The sequence below is a fragment of the Bradyrhizobium sp. G127 genome, from assembly GCF_021502575.1.
Lineage (GTDB): Bacteria > Pseudomonadota > Alphaproteobacteria > Rhizobiales > Xanthobacteraceae > Afipia.
Map to the genome: position 1 here is coordinate 1,847,883 of NZ_JAKFGN010000001.1, position 19,602 is coordinate 1,867,484.

Genomic DNA, 19,602 nt, shown 5'->3' on the forward strand with positions numbered 1-19,602 from the left:
CGAATGTGGTGGGACGGCTCTGCCGCCGTTCGCACGTTTATCTGGATGGGATCGTTTCCGGTGACGACACAGGCCTTTCTTCAGGTGATCGCAAGCGGCCTCTTGATGGGGCTGATCTATGCGCTGATCGCGGTCGGCCTGTCGCTGATCTTCGGCCTGATGGACGTGGTGAACTTCGCTCACGGCGAGTTCCTGATGCTGGCGATGTACGCGACCTTCGGACTGGTGTTCATGACTGCGCTCGATCCTGTGGTGCTGGCCCCGCTGGTGGTGGCGCTGATGTTCGTGCTCGGCGTGGCGGTCTATGCCGGTATCATCCGCTACGCGATGCGCGCCAAGGCCAATCCCGGCATGGTGCAGATCTTCGCGACCTTCGGGCTCGCGCTGCTGATCCAGGGGCTCGCGCAGTATTTCTTCACGCCGGACTATCGCAACATTGCCAATACCTGGCTCGGCGGCAGGACGCTCAATCTCGGCGGCGTGTTCCTGCCGTGGCCACAGATTTTTGGCGGCGCGGTTTCGCTGGCGGTGTTCGGCGGATTGTTCTGGCTGATCACGCGCACCGATTTCGGCAAGGCACTGGAAGCGACACGCGAAGATCAGGGCGCGGTGGCGCTGGTCGGCATCGACCGCAACCGGGTGTTCGCGCTGGGATGGGGGCTCGGTGCCGCGCTGGTCGGGGTCGCAGGCGCGGTGCTGGCGATCTTCTATTATATCCATCCGCAGGTTGGCGGCACCTTCGCACTGATCGCTTACGTCACCGTGGCGCTCGGCGGCTTCGGCAGCATCTTCGGCGCGCTGGTGGCGGGAGTCATCGTCGGTCTTGTCGAGGCGCTGACCACGCTGATCCTGCCTGCGTCACTGAAATCCGTCGGCGTCTATTCACTCTATCTGCTGGTTCTGTTCGTCAGGCCAAGCGGCCTGTTCGGGAGGTTGTAGTGACCCAGAGCGCAGCGGCCTCGTCCATGACGTCCTTTGTCTCCAGCCGACGGCGGCAGCTTGTCGTCGCGGTCGTGGTGTTTGCGCTGATCGCGCTGGTGCCGCGACTGGTGTCGGACGTCTACCTGATGAACGTGCTGATCTTGACGCTGCTGTTCGCGGCGCTCTCCCAGAGCTGGAATCTGCTTGGTGGCTATTGCGGGCAGGTCTCGCTGGGCCATGCGCTCTATTTCGGCATCGGCGCGTATGCGACCAGCCTTCTCTACGTGAAGTTCGGTATCACGCCGTGGGGCGGGTTGCTCGCCGGCGGCATCATCGCGGCGGCCATCGCGCTGGCGCTCGGCTATCCGAGCTTCCGACTCAAGGGGCACTATTTCTCCATCGCCACCATCGTGATCGCGGAAATCGGCCTGCTGCTGTTTCACAACTGGGATTACGCGGGCGCGGCGCTCGGCATCCAGTGGCCGTTCACGCCGGATTCGTGGTGGACCTTGCAGTTTGCCCGCGACAAGGCGCCGTATTTCTACTTTGCCCTCGGCCTGTTCGCCGTCACCTGGCTGGTCACCTTCGCTATTGTCGAATCAAAGTGGGGCTACTGGTGGCGAGCTGTGAAGGACAACGCCGAGGCGGCGGAAAGCCTCGGTGTCACCATCTTCCATTCGAAGATGGCGGCGGCGGCGATCTCGGCGTTCTTCACCGCCGTCGGCGGCGGCTTCTACGCGGCCTTCGTGTCCTACATCGATCCCGACAGCGTGATGCATTTCCGCTTCTCGCTGCTGATGGCGCTGCCCGCGGTGCTGGGCGGCGTCGGCTCGCTGTGGGGGCCGGCCATCGGCGCGCTGATCCTGATTCCGCTCGCTGAATTGACGCGCTCCTATCTCGGCGGAGCCGGCTCGGGTCTCGATCTCGTGATCTATGGCGGCCTCATCATGATCGTGTCGCTGACGCGGCCGGAAGGCATCCTCAGCATCATCAAGCCGCCGGCGGCGTCGCGCGGGGCGGCGACATGACCGACAAGCCGCTTGTTACCTGCCGCAGCGTGACGCGCCGTTTCGACGGGCTGGTCGCGAATGACTCCATCGATCTCGATGTGAAACGCGGCGAAATCCTCGGGCTCATTGGTCCGAACGGCGCGGGAAAATCGACGCTGTTCAACCTGATCGCGGGCGCGTTTCCGGTGTCCTTCGGCGTCATCGAGTTCGAGGGGCTCGACATCACGCCGTTGCCAGCCGCGAAGCGCTGCCAGCTCGGCATCGCGCGCACCTATCAGGTGCCGCGCTCGTTCGATTCCATGTCGGTGGTGGAGAACGTCACGGTCGGTGCCTTCGTGCGCTATCCGGGCGTGTTGCAGGCGCGGGCGAAGGCGCTCGACGTGCTCGACTATGTCGGGCTCGCGGCCTATGCCGATGCCTCTGCCGCCGATCTCACGCCGCCGCAGAAGCGCCGCCTTGAAGTTGCGCGCGCGCTCGCCACCGAGCCGAAGCTCTTGCTGTTAGATGAAGTTCTGACCGGTCTCACGCCGAGCGAGGCGGCGGCGGGCGTCGATCTGATCCGCAAGGTGAGGGAAACCGGCGTCACCATCGTGATGGTCGAGCATGTGATGGAAGTGGTGATGCCGCTGGTGGACCGCGCGGTGGTGCTGCATCTCGGCAAGGTGCTGGCGGAGGGACTGCCGAAGGACGTGGTGCGCGACGAGAAGGTGATCGCCGCCTATCTAGGGGATCGCCACCGTGCTGCTTGACGTCGCAAACCTTACCACGGCCTATCGCGGCCTGATCGCGATCTCGGATATTTCGATCAGCGTCAATTCCGGCGAGATCGTCACCGTAGCCGGCGCCAACGGCGCGGGCAAATCGACGCTGCTGAAAACCATCGCAGGGATGGAAAAGGCGAAATCCGGAACGGTCAATTTCATTGGCGAGCGGATTGATACCATTCCGGCGCATCTGGTTACTGCGCGCGGCCTTGCCTATGTGCCGGAGAACAAGCGGCTGTTTCCGCGCCTCAGTGTCGCTGACAATCTGCGGCTCGGCAGCTACCTGCATCGTGGCAGTCCGGACCGCGATGGCCCCTTGGAGTTTGTGTTCAAGCTGTTTCCGCGTCTGGAAGAGCGCCTGACGCAGCGCGCCGCGACGCTGTCCGGCGGCGAGCAGCAGATGCTGGCGATCGCGCGCGCGCTGATGACGCGGCCGCGTCTCCTGATGCTCGACGAGCCGTCGCAGGGCATCATGCCGAAACTGGTCGATGAGATTTTCGCGGCGGTCCAGCAGATCCGCGACAACGGCGTCACCATTCTTTTGGTAGAGCAGCGGCTGTCGGAAAGTCTCGAAATCTCCGACCGCGCCTACGTGCTGCAAACCGGCAAGGTGGTAATGAGCGGCCCCGCCGCCGACATCAAATCCAATCCAGAAGTTCGGCGGATTTATCTGGGGATGTAGACTCTTGGCGGAAGAGAGAGTTACGCGCCGTTGTCTCTAAATGTCGTCCCGGCCTGCGCAAGGACGACGCCCGTAATGGAGCTGACTCAGGCAGGCTGCTTCTGCGCGTTCGCCTTGACCAGCGCCGCCAGCACGTCGTCGGGCCGCTCGGCCGTCAGCATGTGACCCGCGCCCGGCAGCACCACCTGCGTTGAACCGGTAATCGCTGCGGCAAGCTGCTTGCCGGATTTCAGCGGCGTCATCATGTCGCGTTCGCCAAGGATCAGCGTCGTTGGCGCAGTCACTTTGGCCGCCGCATTAAGCGCGTCCTTGTAGTCATCGCAGGCGGCGAGATCGTTGAACAGCACGCCCGGCGCGTCGCGCTCCAGCACGCGCTGGCCGCCGCCCATCATCCACAGACCCGGCGCCTGCGAACCTCCGAGGCCCGCAGCGAATCCGAAACCCCATATCGACACCATGTCGATGGCGTCGTGGTTGTTGTCCTTCGCTGCATTGAGCAGGTCAGGAGAGACCGGCATCGCGCTGCCGACGCCGATCAGCGACAGCGCAGACACCTTGTCGGGATAGCGCGCGGCTGCATCCAGCGCGATCAGCGAGCCCATCGAATGGCCGACAAGGCCGGCCTTTGTCGCGCCTGCGGCGGTGATGAGTCGCGTCACCCAGTCGGCCATGCCGGAGATCGACGGGATCAGCGCGCCTTTCGACTTGCCGTGCCCCGGAAGGTCCGGCGCAAGTACGCTATACCCATGATGGGAAAACCACCGACTGAACAGCGCCCACATCGAATGATCGAAGCCCGCGCCGTGCAGGAACACCACCAGCGGCAATTTTGGATCGAGCGGCTTGCCGCCAGTGGTCGCGAAAATCTCAGCGCCGTCCACGTTCAGGATCATGTCTCAAGCCTTCTGCGAAAAGCGGAGCGCCTGGCCGAGGTCGCCGATGATGTCTTCGGCGGCCTCGATGCCGATGGAGAGACGGATCAATTCCTCGCCGATGCCCGCGACCTTCAACTGTTCGGCGTTCATCTGCTGATGCGTAGTGGAGGCGGGATGGATGACCAGCGTCTTGGCGTCGCCGACATTGGCGACGTGGCTGACCAGCTTCAGCGCCTCGATGAACTTGCGTCCGGCGTCGCGTCCGCCCTTGATGCCGAAGGTAATGATCGAGCCCGCGCCGCGCGGCAGTAGTTTTTTCGCCAGCGCGTGGTCGGGATGGCTTTCAAGAGAGGGATGCAGCACCCACTCGACGGCCTTGTTCGATGTGAGGAAGGCGAGCACGGCGGCGGCATTGTCGACATGGCGCTGCATACGCACATGCAACGTCTCGACGCCTTGCAGGATCTGGAACGCGTTAGTGGGTGAGATGCACGCGCCGAAATCGCGCAGGCCCTCGGCGCGGGCGCGCATGATGAACGCCTGCGGCCCGAATTCCTCGGCAAAGACGATGCCGTGATAGCCGGCATAAGGCGTCGTCAGCGTCGGGAATTTACCGGACTTTTCCCAGTCGAAATGTCCGCCGTCGACGATGACGCCGCCGATGGCGATGCCGTGGCCGCCGATCCATTTGGTGATCGAATTCATCACGATGTCCGCGCCCATCTCGATGGGACGGGCGAGATAGGGCGTCGCGAAGGTGTTGTCGATCAGCAGGGGAATGCCCGCGTCATGAGCGATCTTTGCAACCGCCGGAATGTCCAGCACTTCGAGGCCGGGATTGCCGATGGTCTCGCCGATCACGAGTTTGGTGTTCGGCTTGATGGCAGCCTTGATGTCGTCGAGGTCACGCGGCTTGACGAAGGTGGTGGTGATGCCGAAGCGCGGCAGCGTATGGGTCAGGATGTTGATGGTGCCGCCGTATAGCGAAGCAGATGCGACGATGTGATCGCCGGCGTTGAGCAGGGTCGCAATGGCCAGATGCAGCGCCGCCATGCCGCTTGCGGTGCAGACCGCGCCGACGCCGTTCTCAAGCGCGGCGAGCCGTTCTTCCAGCACCGCCGTGGTCGGATTGGAGATTCGCGTATAGATGTGGCCGGCGCGTTCCAGATTGAACAGCGCGGCGGCGTGGTCCGCATCCTGAAATACGTAGGACGTGGTCTGGTGGATCGGAACGGCGCGCGAGCCGGTCACCGGATCGGGATGCTGGCCCGCATGCAGGCTTAGCGTGTCGAATGCGGGTGGTTTTGGCGCGGCCATTGATCTCTCCCGGATTGGCGGGGATATGTTTCACGCAAGGGCTTGGATTGCAAGATCAGGAGCATGATCCCAAAAAGTGCGGGCTTTTGGAAAGATCATGCTCTTCGATCAATCATTCCTTGAATCATCCCTTGCGCGGATCAATGGGGGTGATCGCCCCAAGCCCCAGGATGGTTTCCAGCAATTTGCCTGCTGCCAGCGCGCGAGCTTCGCCGCGGGGGGCGGCGACGATCTGCAACCCGACCGGAAGTCCTTCCCTTGTGAAGCCGCAGGGGATCGACAGGCCCGGACAGCAGGCGATGGTGATGGCCGAGACAATGGCGAGCCAGCCGACATAGTTGTCGAATTTGACGCCGTTGCATTCGGCCAGATAGCGCTGTTCCACCGGGAAAGGTGCTACAATGGTGGTCGGGCACAGCAGCAGATCGTAGGTCTGGAAGAAAGTTAACGCTCGATTGGTCAGCGTGACGCGTTGGGCTTCGGCGCGCTCGATGTCCGCCAGCGTCAGCTTTAACCCTTCCTCGATGTTCCAGATGACTTCCGGCTTTAATTGCTCGCGATGCTGCTTCAGCAACTTGCCCTTGGTCAACACGTAGTCGTAGGCGCGCAGCACATGGGCGCATTCGACCGATTCCTTGAAGTCAGGATGGGCCTCTTCGACGATAACGCCGGCTTCCGCGAAGCGTTGTGCCGCCTTGCGTGTGATCTCGGCGACTTCCGGATCGACGGGGGAGATACCGAGATCGGCAGAATAGGCGATGCGTTTCGGCTTGGCGCCGGAGCGGGCGGCAGCGAGGAACGATGTTGGTAGCACCGGCAGCGACAGCGGATCGCCGATGTGCTCGCCGGACATGGCGTCCAGCATCAGCGCGAGGTCTTCGACATTGCGCGCCATCGGGCCGTCAGCGCTGAGCGTGCGGTCGATCTTCGCGGCTTGCGAATGCGCGACACGCCCGATGCTCGGGCGCATTCCAACCACGCCGCAGAAGCTGGCCGGATTGCGCAGCGAGCCGCCGACGTCGGTGCCATGTGCAAGCCATGCCGTGCCGCTGGCGAGCGCCGCCGCAGCACCTCCGGATGAGCCGGATGCCGAGCGCGACAGATTCCATGGGTTAAGCGTCGGGCCGAACACCTCGTTGAAGGTCTGCGCGCCCGCGCCGAATTCCGGCGTGTTGGATTTAGCGTAGATAATCGCGCCGCTTTCTTCCAGATGCTCGACGACGATGTTAGATTTGGTCGCGATGGTGTCCTTGAAGATCGGCGAGCCCTGCGTGGTCTTGACGCCGGCGACGTCCGTCAGGTCCTTGATCGGCACCGGCATGCCGGCGAGCAGCCCGCGGTCTGCAACGGGCTTTTTCATCAGCGCAGCGGCATGGGTGCGGGCGCGATCGAAGCACAGCGTTGGCAGCGCGTTCACCTGGCCGTCGACTTCGCCGATTCGGGCTTCCAGCGCATCAAGCAGATCGTGGGGAGTAATTTCGCCGCGCCGCAGCCGCTCGACATTCTCGCAGGCCGTTGCCTGCACAAGCTCCGCACTGGATTTCACGGAATCGCCTCCCGTTTATTGGTCTCGTTGGCGGCCAATATAGCGGGAGGCGTTCGAATGGCGAGGCGAAAGTAGGTGATATTCGCCTCGCCCGTAGAGCACTTGACATTCGCGAACCGCCTGGCGGCAGTTCGTTGCGTGGTGTCAGCGTTCGCCGCCAGCTTCACCGTCGATCACGCCGCCGAACAATTCCCAGCGCTCGCCCTTGAAGCGCATCAGCTGCAATTGCTCGATCGGTGAGAAGTCCGTTGCACTGGTCTTGATCAGGATGCCCGGCAGCAATCCGCCCTGCTGAAGGCCATTGATGCTGGCGGCCTGCTTCATGACGTTGGCGCGGGTGAGATCGTCGCCGCATTGCTTGAGCACTGCAGCCATAGTCTGGGCTATGTTGTAGCCGGTGAGGGCGGAGGAGTCCGCGATATTGACCTCGGGCACGTACTTGGCGAGGAACGCCTTGTACTCTTTCATGCCGGGGTCGTCGTTCCACTGCGGATCGGTCGAGTCCTTGGCATAGGTTGCGGAAATAACGCCCTGCGCGAAATCGACGCCCGCGGGCTTCATCACGTTTGCCGTGGATGCGCTGACGTTGGCGATGATCTGCACCGGCTTCCAGCTCAGCTCACCGACCTTCTTGATCGTCTGCGCGCCGAATTTCGGAGTGGTGAAAATCACGAGCACGTCGGCGCCCGTCGCCTTCAGCTTGACGATGTGCGAATCGACGCTGGGCTCGGAAAGTTCGTAGCTTTCTTCCGCAACGATCATGGTTTTCTTTGCGCCGAGGCCGTCCTGAAGCCCCTTCAGGTAGTCCTTGCCGAAGTCGTCGTTCTGATAGAACACCGCGATCTTGGCATCGGGCTTTTCCTTCAGCAGATATTTCGCATAGATGCGGCCTTCGCTCTGGTAGCTGGGCAGCCAGCCCATGGTCCACGGGAAGCCCTTGGGGTCGTTCCACTTGGTGGCACCGGTGGCGAGAAAGAGTTGCGGCACCTTTTTCGCGTTCAGGTATTTCTGGATCGCGGTGTTGGAAGGCGTGCCGAGTGCGCCGAACACCGCAAGCACCTCGTCGCTCTCCACCAGCTTGCGGGTTTGTTCGACCGCTTTCGGCGGGCTGTAGGCGTCATCATAGGAAATGAAATCGATCTTGCGGCCATTGATGCCGCCCTCGTCGTTGATCTTCTTGAAGTAGCCAGCCATCGCCTTGCCGACGGAGCCATAGGCGGAGGCAGGTCCGCTGTAGGGAATGATATTGCCGATCTTGATTTCGGTGTCGGTGGCGCCGGTATCGTATTTCTTCTGGGCAAGCGCGCCGTTTGTTGCCGCGAGCAAGACTCCCGCTGCGGCGGCGATGCATGTCGATTTCATCAAACGCATTCAGTTTCTCCCAAGTTGTTATGGTTGTTGGCTTGCGGCTATTTTTTTGTCCGCTTTGGTCAGGTTCGCTTGGCCTTATCTTTCTCGTTCTGCGCCATGATGGCGTCGCGCGCGGCCTTCCAGTCATCGTCCTTCCAGTCGCGCAATTGGTAGAAGTTGCCGCCCATGGCCAGCGCCTGCGCGCCGTCCATGGCGATGGTCTCGCCGTTGATCCAGTCGCAACCGCCGGAGATCAGGAACGTCGCGAGGTTTTCCAGTTCGCTCATACTGCCGACGCGGCCCATTGGATTCATGGCGATGGTGCGCGCACCGGCTTCATCGCCGGGCTTGATGCGCTTGCTCATGCCTTCAGTCGGGATTTCGCCAGGCGCGATTGTATTGAGACGGATGCCATAACGGCCCCATTCGGTGGCGAGCGACATGGTCATGGCGTGAATCGCGGATTTGCTCATGGCGGAGGGCACCACATAGGGGCTGCCATTGCGTACCCACGTCACCGTGATGGAGACCACATTGCCGCGATGGCCCCCGGCGATCCAACGCCGGCCAACGGCGTGGGTGACATAGAACGTGCCGTGCATCACGATGTTGGCGACGGCATCGAAGCCGCGCGGCGTGAGATCCTGCGTGCGAGAAATAAAATTCCCGGCCGCATTGTTGATGAGGTCGGTGAGGGGACTGTCCTTGAACGCGCTCTCGATCATCGCGTCGACCGCGGCGGCGTCGCGAATATCGACGCCATGGGCCGTGACCTTGCCGCCATGCAGCTTCATCAGTTCGGCGGCGGTGTCGTCGCACACGCCCTTGCGTCGGCCACAGATGTGGATTTCCGCGCCGAGCGAGAGAAACTTCGCCGCCATGGCCTTGCCGAGGCCGGTGCCGCCGCCGGTCACCAGGATTTTGCGGCCTTCGAGGAGACGATCTTTAAACATGGTGCAATCCTGCCCTGACGTGTTTTTGTTCATTAGTTAGTTGATTAATTAAAACAGCATGGTCTAATCGTGTAAAGAGAGAAACAAAACAATCCGGGAGAACGCCATGACTGTCGCCACGACGGATCGCATTACGGTTTCAATGTCCGAAGGCGTCGCCGACGTTCGCCTCGTCCGTGCCGACAAGATGAATGCGCTGGATGTGGCGATGTTCAACGCACTGGTGGACACGGCGGAGCGGCTCAGGAGCGAGAAGGGCCTGCGCGCGGTGGTGCTGTCCGGCGAGGGACGGGCGTTTTGCGCGGGTCTCGACATGGGACGTTTTGCCGCGATGGGCGAAGGCACCAGCGACCTGCGCGATCTTGCCAAGCGCACGCATGGCCTCGCCAATCATTCGCAGCAGGCGGTTTGGGGCTGGCGGCAATTGCCGGTACCTGTAATTGCCGCCGTGCATGGCGTTGCGTTCGGCGGCGGCTTTCAATTGGCGATCGGGGCGGACATGCGTTTCCTCGCGCCGGATACGCGCATGTCGGTGACGGAAATCAAATGGGGCCTGGTGCCTGACATGGCGGGCACGCCGATCCTCGCACGCCTCGTGCGCGACGACATTCTGCGTGATCTGGCTTTCACCGGCCGGATTTTCTCGGCGCAGGAGGCGATGAGCTACGGCCTCGCGACACGGATCTGCGACGATCCGCGCAAGGAGGCCCTGGAAACCGCGCGCGAGATCGCGGGCAAGAATCCGGACGCCATCCGCGGCATCAAGCGGATGCTGAACAATCTCGGCGGCGATCCGGGTCCTGCGCTGCTGGCGGAATCCGTCGAGCAGATGAAGGTGATGGGAACGCCCAACCAAACCGAGGCCGTGCGGGCCAATATCGAGAAACGCGCGCCGAAATTTGTGGATGGGTCGAACTAGGCGGGCGCTGTCATGACGGCATCCGCTGCGCCGCTCGCCACCGGCATCATCAGCGGCGATCGCCGCAAATCGCGTGACGAGGTCAACGATCGTGCACGCCTGATCGCGGGAGGTCTCGCGGCGCTTGGTATCAGGCCGGGCGACAGCGTCGGCATCCTAATGCGCAATGACATCGCGTTTCTTGAAGCTGCGTATGCGGTGATGATGCTCGGAGCCTACGCGGTGCCGGTCAACTGGCATTTCAAGGCGGATGAAATTGCCTATGTCATGGAGGATTCCGGCGCGCGCGTGCTGATCGGCCATGCCGATCTGCTGCATGGGCTTCACGGGATTGTTCCTCCGGGCGTCACGATGCTCAGCGTATCGCCGCCGCCTGAGATCGTGGACACGTACCGTATCGATCGTGCGCGTCTTGAAGGCGTACCCGGAGCGCTCGATTTCGATGGCTGGCTCGCCAAGCAGACGCCATATGATGGTCCGGCGCTGCCGCAGCCGCAGAACATGATCTACACCTCCGGCACCACCGGGCATCCCAAGGGCGTCAAACGTTACGCTCCGACGCCTGAGCAGACGGCATCGATGGAAGCGATGCGCGCGCTGATCTACGGCTTGAAACCCGGCGTGCGCGCGCTGTTGCCGGGACCGCTGTACCATTCCGCGCCGAATGCGTTCGGTCTTCGCGCCGGGCGGCTCGCCGACGCCCTGGTGCTGATGCCGCGCTTCGATCCCGAGGAATTTCTGCGCATCATCGATGAGCAGAGGATCGACAACGTGTTCATGGTGCCGACCATGTTCACCCGCCTTCTGAAGCTGCCCGAACACGTCCGCAAGTCCTACGATGTGTCCTCGCTGCGCCACATCATCCACGCCGCCGCGCCGTGCCCGGCCGAAGTGAAGCGCGCCATGATCGAATGGTTCGGGCCGGTGATCTATGAATTCTACGGCAGCACCGAATCGGGCGCTGTGACTTTCGCCAGTTCCGAAGATGCCTTGAAGAAGCCCGGCACGGTCGGAAAGATCTCGCCGGGCGCGGAGTTGCGATTCATCGGTGACGATGGCCGGATTTTGCCGCAGGGCGAGATCGGCGAAATCTACTCACGCATCGCCGCCAATCCCGATTTCACCTATCATAACAAACCTGAGAAGCGCGCCGAGATCGATCGCGACGGTTTCATCACCAGCGGCGATGTCGGCTATATCGACGCGGACGGCTATGTGTTCATCTGCGACCGCAAGCGCGACATGGTGATTTCCGGCGGGGTCAATATCTATCCGGCGGAAATCGAGGCGGTGCTGCACGGCATTGCCGGCATTCACGATTGCGCCGTGTTCGGCATTCCCGACGAGGAATTCGGCGAGGCGCTGATGGCGGTGATCGAACCGCAACCCGGCGCTGTGCTGGATGTGGCAGTGATCCGCGAGCAGCTCAAGTCCTCGCTGGCGGGCTACAAGGTGCCGAAACACATCGAGATCCAGGCCAGCCTGCCGCGCGAGGATTCCGGCAAGATTTTCAAACGGCGGCTGCGTGATCCGTACTGGGAACGAGCAGGGCGCAAAATTTAGGGGCGCGGCTTGCGTCCTCCGCGAAAAATTGCGACTTGAGGAATGCCGGTCATTTCTCGCGCAAGCGGATCATTCATGTCGCCCGACGCGTCTTCACCCAGAAACCCTGATAGCAGGCTTCAGGACGGCGAAGTTCCGTCATCCGACGACGATGCGCTGCTGCGTGCCGATATCCGGCGACTCGGGCGCATTCTCGGTGACACCGTGCGCGATCAGGAAGGCGCGGATGTCTTCGATCTGGTCGAGCGCATCCGCCAGACCTCGATCCGTTTTCATCGCGACGACGATAAGCCGGCGCGCCGCGAACTCGAAGCCATTCTCGACGGCATGTCGATTGCGGAGACTGTCCGCATCGTCCGCGCCTTCAGCTACTTCTCGCATCTGGCGAATATCGCCGAGGACCAGAACAACATCCGGCAGCGGCGCGCGCAGGACATGGCGGGCGTGGCCGCGCGTCCCGGGACATTGGCGCGGGCACTGTCGCGCGCGAAGGACGCGGGCATCGACGCCGATGCGCTGCGGGCGTTCTTCGCCAGGGCTCTCATGAGTCCGGTGCTGACAGCGCATCCGACCGAGGTTCGCCGCAAGAGCACCATCGACCGCGAAATGGAAATCGCGTCGGTGCTCGACATTCGCGACCGCACCCAGATGACCGCGGACGAGATCGCGGCCAGCGACGAGCAGTTACGCCGCGCGGTGGTGACGCTGTGGCAGACCAATCTGCTGCGCCGGACCAAGCTGACGGTGCTGGACGAAGTCGCCAACGGCCTGTCGTTCTATGACTACACGTTCCTGCGCGAGGTGCCGCGGCTGCATTGCGCGCTGGAGGACCGTCTGGCCGAAGAGGGGGGCACGGCACCGAATTCACACGACGCGCCGGAATTGGCAACTTTCCTGAAAATGGGAAGCTGGATTGGCGGCGACCGCGACGGCAATCCGTTCGTCACTGCCGATGTGATGCGTGGCACGTTGAAGATGCAGAGCACGCAGATTCTGCGCTTCTATCTCGCCGAACTGCACGAACTCGGCGGGGAATTGTCGCTCGCCGCGCATCTGGCCGATGTGTCGCCGGACCTGCGTGCGCTGGCTCAGCAGTCGCCAGATCCGTCGCCGCACCGGACTGGTGAGCCTTATCGCCTCGCGGTCTCCGGCATCTATGCGCGGCTCACGGCTACTGCCCGCAAACTGGAGATCGAGACCAGCCGCCCGCCGGTGGGCGCCGCCGAGGCCTATGTCGGGCCGGATGAACTGGCGCGCGATCTTGACGTGCTGCACGCCTCATTGGTCGCCAACAATTCGCTGGTGATCGCACGCGGGCGGCTGCGGCATCTGCGCCGCGCGGTGGATTGCTTCGGTTTCCATCTCGCCGCCCTCGACATGCGGCAGAATTCTGCCGTGCATGAGCGCACCATCTCGGAGTTGTTTGAGGCGGCTGAACCGGGCACGAGCTACAAGAACATGGCGGAAGACGCGCGCATCGCGCTGCTGTCGCGCGAGTTGAATACCGCGCGCCCGCTGGCGTCGCCATTCGTCGCATACAGCGAAGAGACGATCAGGGAACTGGCTGTGCTGCGCGCGGCTGCGGAAGCCCACGCTACGTTTGGCGGCGCAGTGATCCCCCAGTGCATTATCTCGATGACGGAAGGTGTCTCGGACCTTCTCGAAGTGGTCGTGCTGCTCAAGGAAGCAGGGCTGGTCGCGCCCGACGGAACCAGCCGTCTCAATATCGTACCGCTGTTTGAGACCATCGACGATCTACGCCAGTGCGCACAGATCATGGATGGCCTGTTTGCGCTGCCGGAATATCGCCGCCTTGTCGAGAGCCGCGGTAACATTCAGGAAGTGATGCTCGGCTATTCCGACAGCAACAAGGATGGCGGTTTCGTCACTTCGGGCTGGGAACTGTACAAAGCCGAGATCAGTCTTGTCGACGTATTCGAACGTCACGGGGTGCGCCTGCGGCTGTTCCACGGCCGTGGCGGCTCGGTCGGTCGCGGTGGCGGGCCGAGCTACGACGCCATTCTGGCGCAGCCGGGCGGGGCGGTGAACGGTCAGATCCGCATCACTGAGCAGGGCGAAATCATTTCGAGCAAGTATTCCAACGCCGATGTCGGGCGTCACAACCTCGAAATTCTCGCGGCGGCGACGCTGGAGGCGAGCCTCCTGCAACCAAAGCATTCCGCCCCGCGAGACGAATACATCGCGGCGATGGAGGAATTGTCCAATCTCGCCTATGCGGCCTACCGCGATCTGGTTTACGAAACCGAGGGGTTCGAGGATTACTTCTGGGCTTCCACCGTCATCAGCGAGATTGCGACGCTCAATATCGGCAGCCGCCCAGCCTCGCGCACCAAGACGCGCAAGATTGAGGACTTGCGTGCGATTCCGTGGGTATTCAGTTGGGCGCAGTGCCGGCTGATGCTGCCGGGCTGGTATGGTTTCGGCAGCGCGGTCGAGGCCTGGATCAAGCAACATCCGGACAAGGGCATTGCATTCTTGCAGGAACTCTATCGCGAGTGGCCGTTTTTCCAGACGCTGCTGTCGAACATGGATATGGTGCTGTCCAAGAGCAGTATCGCCATTGCGTCGCGCTATGCCGATCTGGTTCCCGACGAAAAACTGCGCAGCACGATCTTCGGCCGCATTCGCGCCGAGTGGCACGAGTCGATCGATTCATTGCTGACGATCATGGGGCACGACCGGCTGTTGCAGGGAAATCCGTTGCTGGAACGTTCGATCCGCAACCGTTTTCCTTATCTGGATCCGCTCAATCACGTGCAGGTTGAACTGCTTCAGGCGCACCGCGCACAGAGCACCGACGAGCAGGTGCTGCGCGGGATTCAATTGACCATTAATGGAATTTCGGCGGGGCTGCGTAACAGCGGCTGACATCAGAATCAGTGGGAGGGAGCGATGCAAGATACTGACACGATTCTTGTCGAGCGCGAGGGACCCGTCACTATCGTTTCCATCAATAGGCCTGAGCGCAAGAACGCCGTCGACGGCGCCACCGCGCGCCGGCTGTTCGATGCGTTCCGTGCCTTTGACGCCGATCCGGATTCCTCCGTCACGGTGTTCACCGGCACCGGCGGAACCTTCTGCGCGGGTGCCGATCTGAAAGCCGTTGCAATTGGCGATCGCGAGAAGAAGCGCGAGCCTGGCGGCCATAATACCATCGCGCCGATGGGGCCGAGCCGGCTGCGCCTGAGCAAGCCGGTGATCGCGGCGGTGGAAGGTCATGCCGTTGCGGGCGGCATGGAGCTGGCGCTGTGGGCGGATATGCGCGTGGTTGGCGAAGGTGCGACGTTCGGCATCTTCTGCCGCCGCTTCGGCGTGCCGCTGATCGATCTCGGCACCATTCGGCTGCCGCGGCTGATCGGCCATTCGCGCGCGATGGACCTGATCCTCACCGGGCGTCCGGTCGATGCAAAGGAAGCGTTCGACATCGGTCTGGCGAACAGGCTTGTGCCGAAAGGCGAGGCGCGGGCCCATGCTGTCGCGCTGGCGCAGGAACTGACCCGCTTTCCACAAGCCTGCCTGCGCAACGACAAGCGCTCGGCGCTGCGTCAGTGGGACCTTGAGGAAGAGGTTGCAATCGTGGACGAGATGCAGGGCGGACTCGGGGTCATTGCATCCGGCGAAACGTTGGAAGGAGCCACGCGCTTTGCCAGCGGGCAGGGGCGGCACGGGTCGTTCAAGTAGGATTAGTAACACGCGGAAGCAAAAATGCCCGGCACAAGGCCGGGCATGGTGATGCAGTCTCGTTTCGTGGTTCAGACCGGATCCCACGGGAAGATGTCGGCCGAGCGGTCCAGTTTGTAGAACGACGACTTTAGCGCCGGCATGCCATGTTCGGCGATGGTTTGGGGGGTCCATCCTTCCGAACGATGAATCGAGCGCAGCGGGCGCGATTGACCCATCAGGAAGATTTCGTTCATGCGTACCGCAAAAATCTGACCGGTCACATCCTTGGCAGCATCACTCAACAGAAAGGCCACCACCGGCGCGATCTTGTCCGCGCTCATTTTCTGCATGCGGGCCACGCGCGCTTTTTCTTCCTCGGTCTCGGTCGGAATTGTCCCGATCATACGGCTCCATGCAAATGGCGAGATGCAGTTCGAGCGCACGTTGAAGCGTTCCATGTCGAGCGCGATCGACTTGGACAGGCCGACGATGCCGAGCTTTGCCGCGGAATAGTTCGCCTGCCCGAAGTTTCCGATCAGGCCGGACGTCGAGGTGAAATGGACGAAGTTGCCGCTTTCCTGCTCGCGGAAGATCCGCGCCGCGGCGTGCGAGGTATAGAACGAGCCCATCAGGTGGACCTTGATGACGGCCTCGAACGCGTCGATGCTCATGCGGTGGAAGATCGCGTCGCGCAGAATGCCGGCATTGTTCACGACGCCGTCGAGCCTGCCGTAGGTATCGACAGCCTGCTTGATGATCTTGCTGGCGGGAACGGCTTCTGCCACCGACTCGAAATTGGCAACGGCCGTTCCGCCGCGCTTCTTGATTTCCTCGACGACTTCTTCGGCCGGAGCGGCGCTGGTGCCCGAACCATCCGACGCGCCTCCGGGATCGTTGACCACGACTTTGGCGCCTTCGGCGGCGGCGAGCAGCGCGATCTCGCGACCGATGCCGCGGCCCGCTCCAGTGACGACGACAACCTTGCCGTCGAGCGATTTGTTGTTGGCCATCCGTTTCGCTCCTGTTTCTTGTTGTCAGCGCTCGTTGGTGAAAATGATCGTGCCTGATGCGGCGAACATGCCGCCGACACCATGGCAGACCGAGATCTTCGCGCCCGGCACCTGGGCCGGAGCGATGCCACGCATCTGCCGTACGCTCTCTTGAAGTGCGTACATGCCGTACATGCCCGAGTGCATGTAACTGAGGCCGCCGCCGTTGGTATTCATCGGCAGCTTGCCGCCGATGGCGGTGTTGCGATCGGCGATGAACTTGCCGGTTTCCTCATGCGGCATGAAGCCGAGATCGCCGAGGCCGAACAGCGGCAGATGCGCGAAGGCATCGTAGATCATCAGGTGATCGACATCCTTGTGCGCGATGCCGGCTTCGCGAAACGCCGTCGGTCCTGCCACCTTGAAGGCGCGCGACGAGTTGAAGGTTTCCATCTGGCTGACCATCGGGGTCTCGACGCTTTCGCCGGTGCCGAGGACGTAGACGGGCTTCTGCGGAAAATCCTTCGCGCGGTCGGCGCTAGTCAGGATCAGTGCGCCGCCGCCGTCGGTGACGAGGCAGCACTGAAGAATGCGGAACGGATAGGCGATCATCCGCGAGTTGAGCACGTCCGCGACCGTGATCGGATCCTTCATCATGGCGCGCGGGTTCTTCGCGGCCCACTCGCGCTGCACGACCGACACCATCGCGATCTGTTCGTGGGTGATGCCGTAGGTCTTCATGTAGCGCAGCACGGGAATCGGAAACATGCTCGGCGGTCCGTAGACGCCGAACGGCGCTTCAAACTGGCCTTGCAGGCTGTCCGCCGGAATCGAGCGCGGCAGCTTGCCGATCATGGACTTGCCGCTCTCGGCGTGGGTAATCAGCACAGTCTTGCACAGCCCGGCTTCGATGGCCGCCGCGGCATGGCGGACGTGCAGCATGAACGAGCAGCCGCCGACCGACGTACCGTCGACCCAGGTCGGCGTGATGCCGAGGTAGTGAGCGAGCTGCTGCGGCGTTTCGACCGCGGTGGCGATGCCGTCGATGTCCGACAGTTTCAACCCTGCGTCCGCCAGCGCGTTCAGCGCGGCGTCCGCGTGCAATTGAATCTGCGACATGTCCGGAATGACGCCGAGCTTGGTGGTTTCTGCCGCGCCGACGACGGCAACCTGATTTCTGCGCATGGTTTCTAGCCCTTCGCCGGACGGAATTGGGGAAGGGTGATCTTGTCGCTAACTTCCTCGAACGCGACTTCGAGCTTCATGTCGAGCACAAGAGCCTCAGGCGTCTGCGGACAATCGAGGATGTTGCTCATCATGCGCGGGCCTTCGTCGAGTTCGACCACGGCGATGGCGTAGGGCGGCGTAAAGCCGGGCGCAGCGGGCCGGTGATTGATCACATAGCTGTAGAGTTTGCCCTTGCCGCTGGCCTTGAACACGCTGACCTTGCGCGATGCGCAGGATGGACAAAATGGACGTGGCGGAAAATAGACATGAGAACAATCGTCGCAGCGTTGCAGACGAAGCTCGTTCGCCTGCGTGCCTTCCCAGAAATGTTTGGTTTCGGGTGTTGGCACCGGCAAGGCGCGCGAAGGTGCAGCCATCGGCAGTCTCTCCCTGAGAGTCGGTTTGTTGTTAATTAATCGATTAACTTATGCCGGTATTCGCGGTCGCAGGCAAGTGGATGCGCGGATCACGCGATCGAGGTCTGGCATGCGTTCGCAGCGCGGCTGCTTACGCGGCGATCGGGTCGCCAGCCTCCCAAGCATCAGGTGTAGAGTAGCTTCAGTGCGGCGGTCTCGAACGCTGCAATAGGTTTCATGGCTTCCAGCATGTTGCGATGTTGTTCGCCCACGTTCATCGCCCGCTGTGCCATCGCCTCGTCGGCAAGCAGCGCTTCGACCATGTCAGGCGAAACTCTCGAATTCGGATCGAAATCCTTGATCATCTGGCCCACACCGGCGCTCTCAAGCGCCGTGGCGTTCAACTGCTGTTCGATGTGGGTGGCCAGCACGAGCTGAGGCACGCCGGCTGCGAGGGCTTCAGCAGAAAGACCGCTTCCGCCAAGGTGAACAACGAGGCGTGCCAGCGGCAGCAATTCACGCAAGGGGAGCGGGTGCGGATGGATCCGGGCGCCCCCTTGGCCGAGATCAGCAGATTGTTCAGGCGTCAGTTGCGGCGAGTGAATATATAGCCGGCTGGCGAGTGGCCGAAGCGCTTTGACGATATCGAGACGCGGTTCGTAGCCTCGCGAAAGATAGACGAGCACAAGATGTGCGTCCTGCTGACGTCCTGCAGGCGGGCTGCCGAAGACCGGTCCATTCGCGGACTCAAGTCTCTGCGCGTCGTAAGGATCGAACAAAGGGAAGGTTTCAACAAACCGCGCATCCGCAGCGAAGATTTCCGGAAGCCTTTCCAAAGGCAATCGGCCGACCGACCGCATCGCGCGGTTGACTGCCGACAGCGTTTCATCTTCGTCCCATAAGGGCGCATATGAGCGATGTATCAGCGGAAACCGCTTCATCTCGGAGGGCGGCAGCGTGTATCCGTTTCCAATGATCAGAAGTGGGATCCGTCCGCGTGACATCAGACAGGAGGCGGGGGCATAATCCGCGACGACGAGATCAGGCCCGACGGCCTTGAGAATGTCGTCCCACTGCTGAAGCAGGGTGCGTAGCGCGTCTTCATTTGCCACACCAATCGCGACCAGCAGGTCGTTCATCGTAGCCGACGAAAGCGATGCGCGTTGCTCGTTGGTGAGAAATTCAACCGGCCAGCGGGGGGCCTGAAAGATTTCGATACCCGCATCGCGAAGGATTTGGGCGGATTCCAGATTTCGCACAGCTGCGACCGGGCGAACACCGTGTGGTCTGAGACGTGCAGCAAAGCGGCTTAGGCTCATCACATGGCCGATCCCGCCGCCAAGCTCCCAGGTAAAAAGAACCGTCTTCATGACGGGTGATGCTCCCGGGTTTGCGTGAAGGATGGAGGTTTGGAAATATTGCCTATAACAAGTGGAGAGCAAACGG

16 protein-coding genes and 1 pseudogene are annotated in these 19,602 nt (G+C 62.1%); 8 read left to right on the forward strand and 9 right to left on the reverse strand.

Going from position 1 to position 19,602, the window contains the following annotated elements; genetic code table 11:
- Nucleotides 1–60 precede the first annotated feature (60 nt).
- From LVY71_RS08770 to LVY71_RS08785, 4 genes are read left to right on the forward strand one after another with little or no spacing between them, the layout of a single operon-like run.
- Nucleotides 61–939 (forward strand): branched-chain amino acid ABC transporter permease, encoded by an 879-nt coding sequence (locus LVY71_RS08770; RefSeq protein ID WP_235100066.1) that lies wholly within the window; start codon nt 61–63, stop codon nt 937–939.
- A complete protein-coding gene (locus LVY71_RS08775; protein WP_235099407.1) occupies nt 939–1,949 on the forward strand; it encodes a branched-chain amino acid ABC transporter permease in 1,011 nt (336 codons plus the stop codon). Before LVY71_RS08770 ends, LVY71_RS08775 begins: the two co-directional genes overlap by 1 nt.
- On the forward strand, nt 1,946–2,680 hold the full coding sequence (locus LVY71_RS08780) for an ABC transporter ATP-binding protein (RefSeq protein ID WP_235099408.1): 735 nt from the start codon (nt 1,946–1,948) through the stop codon (nt 2,678–2,680). Before LVY71_RS08775 ends, LVY71_RS08780 begins: the two co-directional genes overlap by 4 nt.
- Nucleotides 2,670–3,377, forward strand: coding sequence for an ABC transporter ATP-binding protein (locus LVY71_RS08785; RefSeq protein ID WP_502797545.1), 708 nt, complete (start codon nt 2,670–2,672; stop codon nt 3,375–3,377). The genes LVY71_RS08780 and LVY71_RS08785 overlap by 11 nt, the downstream gene beginning before the upstream one ends.
- Before the next feature lie 86 nt (nt 3,378–3,463).
- Here LVY71_RS08785 and LVY71_RS08790 read toward each other — a convergent pair whose 3' ends face one another.
- The 5 genes from LVY71_RS08790 to LVY71_RS08810 all read right to left on the reverse strand — a co-directional run bounded on the left by LVY71_RS08790 (nt 3,464) and on the right by LVY71_RS08810 (nt 9,418).
- Entirely contained in the window at nt 3,464–4,270 is an 807-nt protein-coding gene (locus LVY71_RS08790) for an alpha/beta fold hydrolase (RefSeq protein ID WP_235099409.1), read from the reverse strand.
- A gap of 3 nt (nt 4,271–4,273) precedes the next feature.
- Nucleotides 4,274–5,569: an O-acetylhomoserine aminocarboxypropyltransferase gene (locus LVY71_RS08795; RefSeq protein ID WP_235099410.1), complete on the reverse strand. Its 1,296-nt coding sequence runs from the start codon at nt 5,567–5,569 to the stop codon at nt 4,274–4,276.
- A gap of 124 nt (nt 5,570–5,693) precedes the next feature.
- Nucleotides 5,694–7,115, reverse strand: a complete 1,422-nt coding sequence (locus tag LVY71_RS08800) for an amidase (RefSeq protein WP_235099411.1) — start codon at nt 7,113–7,115, stop codon at nt 5,694–5,696.
- A 144-nt stretch (nt 7,116–7,259) separates the two neighbouring features.
- Nucleotides 7,260–8,486, reverse strand: a complete 1,227-nt coding sequence (locus LVY71_RS08805; RefSeq protein ID WP_235099412.1) for an ABC transporter substrate-binding protein — start codon at nt 8,484–8,486, stop codon at nt 7,260–7,262.
- 59 nt (nt 8,487–8,545) lie between these two features.
- Complete coding sequence (locus tag LVY71_RS08810; RefSeq protein WP_235099413.1) at nt 8,546–9,418, reverse strand: SDR family oxidoreductase; 873 nt, start codon at nt 9,416–9,418, stop codon at nt 8,546–8,548.
- A 106-nt stretch (nt 9,419–9,524) separates the two neighbouring features.
- Between LVY71_RS08810 and LVY71_RS08815 the strand changes: the two genes are divergently transcribed.
- The 4 genes and pseudogenes from LVY71_RS08815 (at nt 9,525) to LVY71_RS08830 (ending at nt 15,602) form a co-directional block, all read left to right on the forward strand.
- Nucleotides 9,525–10,337 (forward strand): crotonase/enoyl-CoA hydratase family protein, encoded by an 813-nt coding sequence (locus tag LVY71_RS08815; protein WP_235099414.1) that lies wholly within the window; start codon nt 9,525–9,527, stop codon nt 10,335–10,337.
- Between the two features lie 12 nt (nt 10,338–10,349).
- A complete protein-coding gene (locus LVY71_RS08820; protein WP_235099415.1) occupies nt 10,350–11,900 on the forward strand; it encodes an acyl-CoA synthetase in 1,551 nt (516 codons plus the stop codon).
- Nucleotides 11,901–12,044: 144 nt separating this feature from the next.
- Nucleotides 12,045–14,789, forward strand: a pseudogene (gene ppc / locus LVY71_RS08825) (phosphoenolpyruvate carboxylase); the annotation flags it as partial.
- Nucleotides 14,790–14,813: 24 nt separating this feature from the next.
- Nucleotides 14,814–15,602, forward strand: coding sequence for a crotonase/enoyl-CoA hydratase family protein (locus LVY71_RS08830; protein ID WP_235099417.1), 789 nt, complete (start codon nt 14,814–14,816; stop codon nt 15,600–15,602).
- A gap of 71 nt (nt 15,603–15,673) precedes the next feature.
- Here LVY71_RS08830 and LVY71_RS08835 read toward each other — a convergent pair whose 3' ends face one another.
- The 4 genes from LVY71_RS08835 to LVY71_RS08850 form a co-directional block, all read right to left on the reverse strand.
- On the reverse strand, nt 15,674–16,594 hold the full coding sequence (locus tag LVY71_RS08835) for an SDR family NAD(P)-dependent oxidoreductase (protein ID WP_235099418.1): 921 nt from the start codon (nt 16,592–16,594) through the stop codon (nt 15,674–15,676).
- Between the two features lie 24 nt (nt 16,595–16,618).
- A complete protein-coding gene (locus LVY71_RS08840; RefSeq protein ID WP_235099419.1) occupies nt 16,619–17,758 on the reverse strand; it encodes a thiolase C-terminal domain-containing protein in 1,140 nt (379 codons plus the stop codon).
- 5 nt (nt 17,759–17,763) lie between these two features.
- Complete coding sequence (locus LVY71_RS08845) at nt 17,764–18,177, reverse strand: Zn-ribbon domain-containing OB-fold protein (RefSeq protein ID WP_235099420.1); 414 nt, start codon at nt 18,175–18,177, stop codon at nt 17,764–17,766.
- Between the two features lie 164 nt (nt 18,178–18,341).
- A complete protein-coding gene (locus LVY71_RS08850) occupies nt 18,342–19,295 on the reverse strand; it encodes a glycosyltransferase (protein ID WP_235099421.1) in 954 nt (317 codons plus the stop codon).
- Nucleotides 19,296–19,602 lie beyond the last annotated feature (307 nt).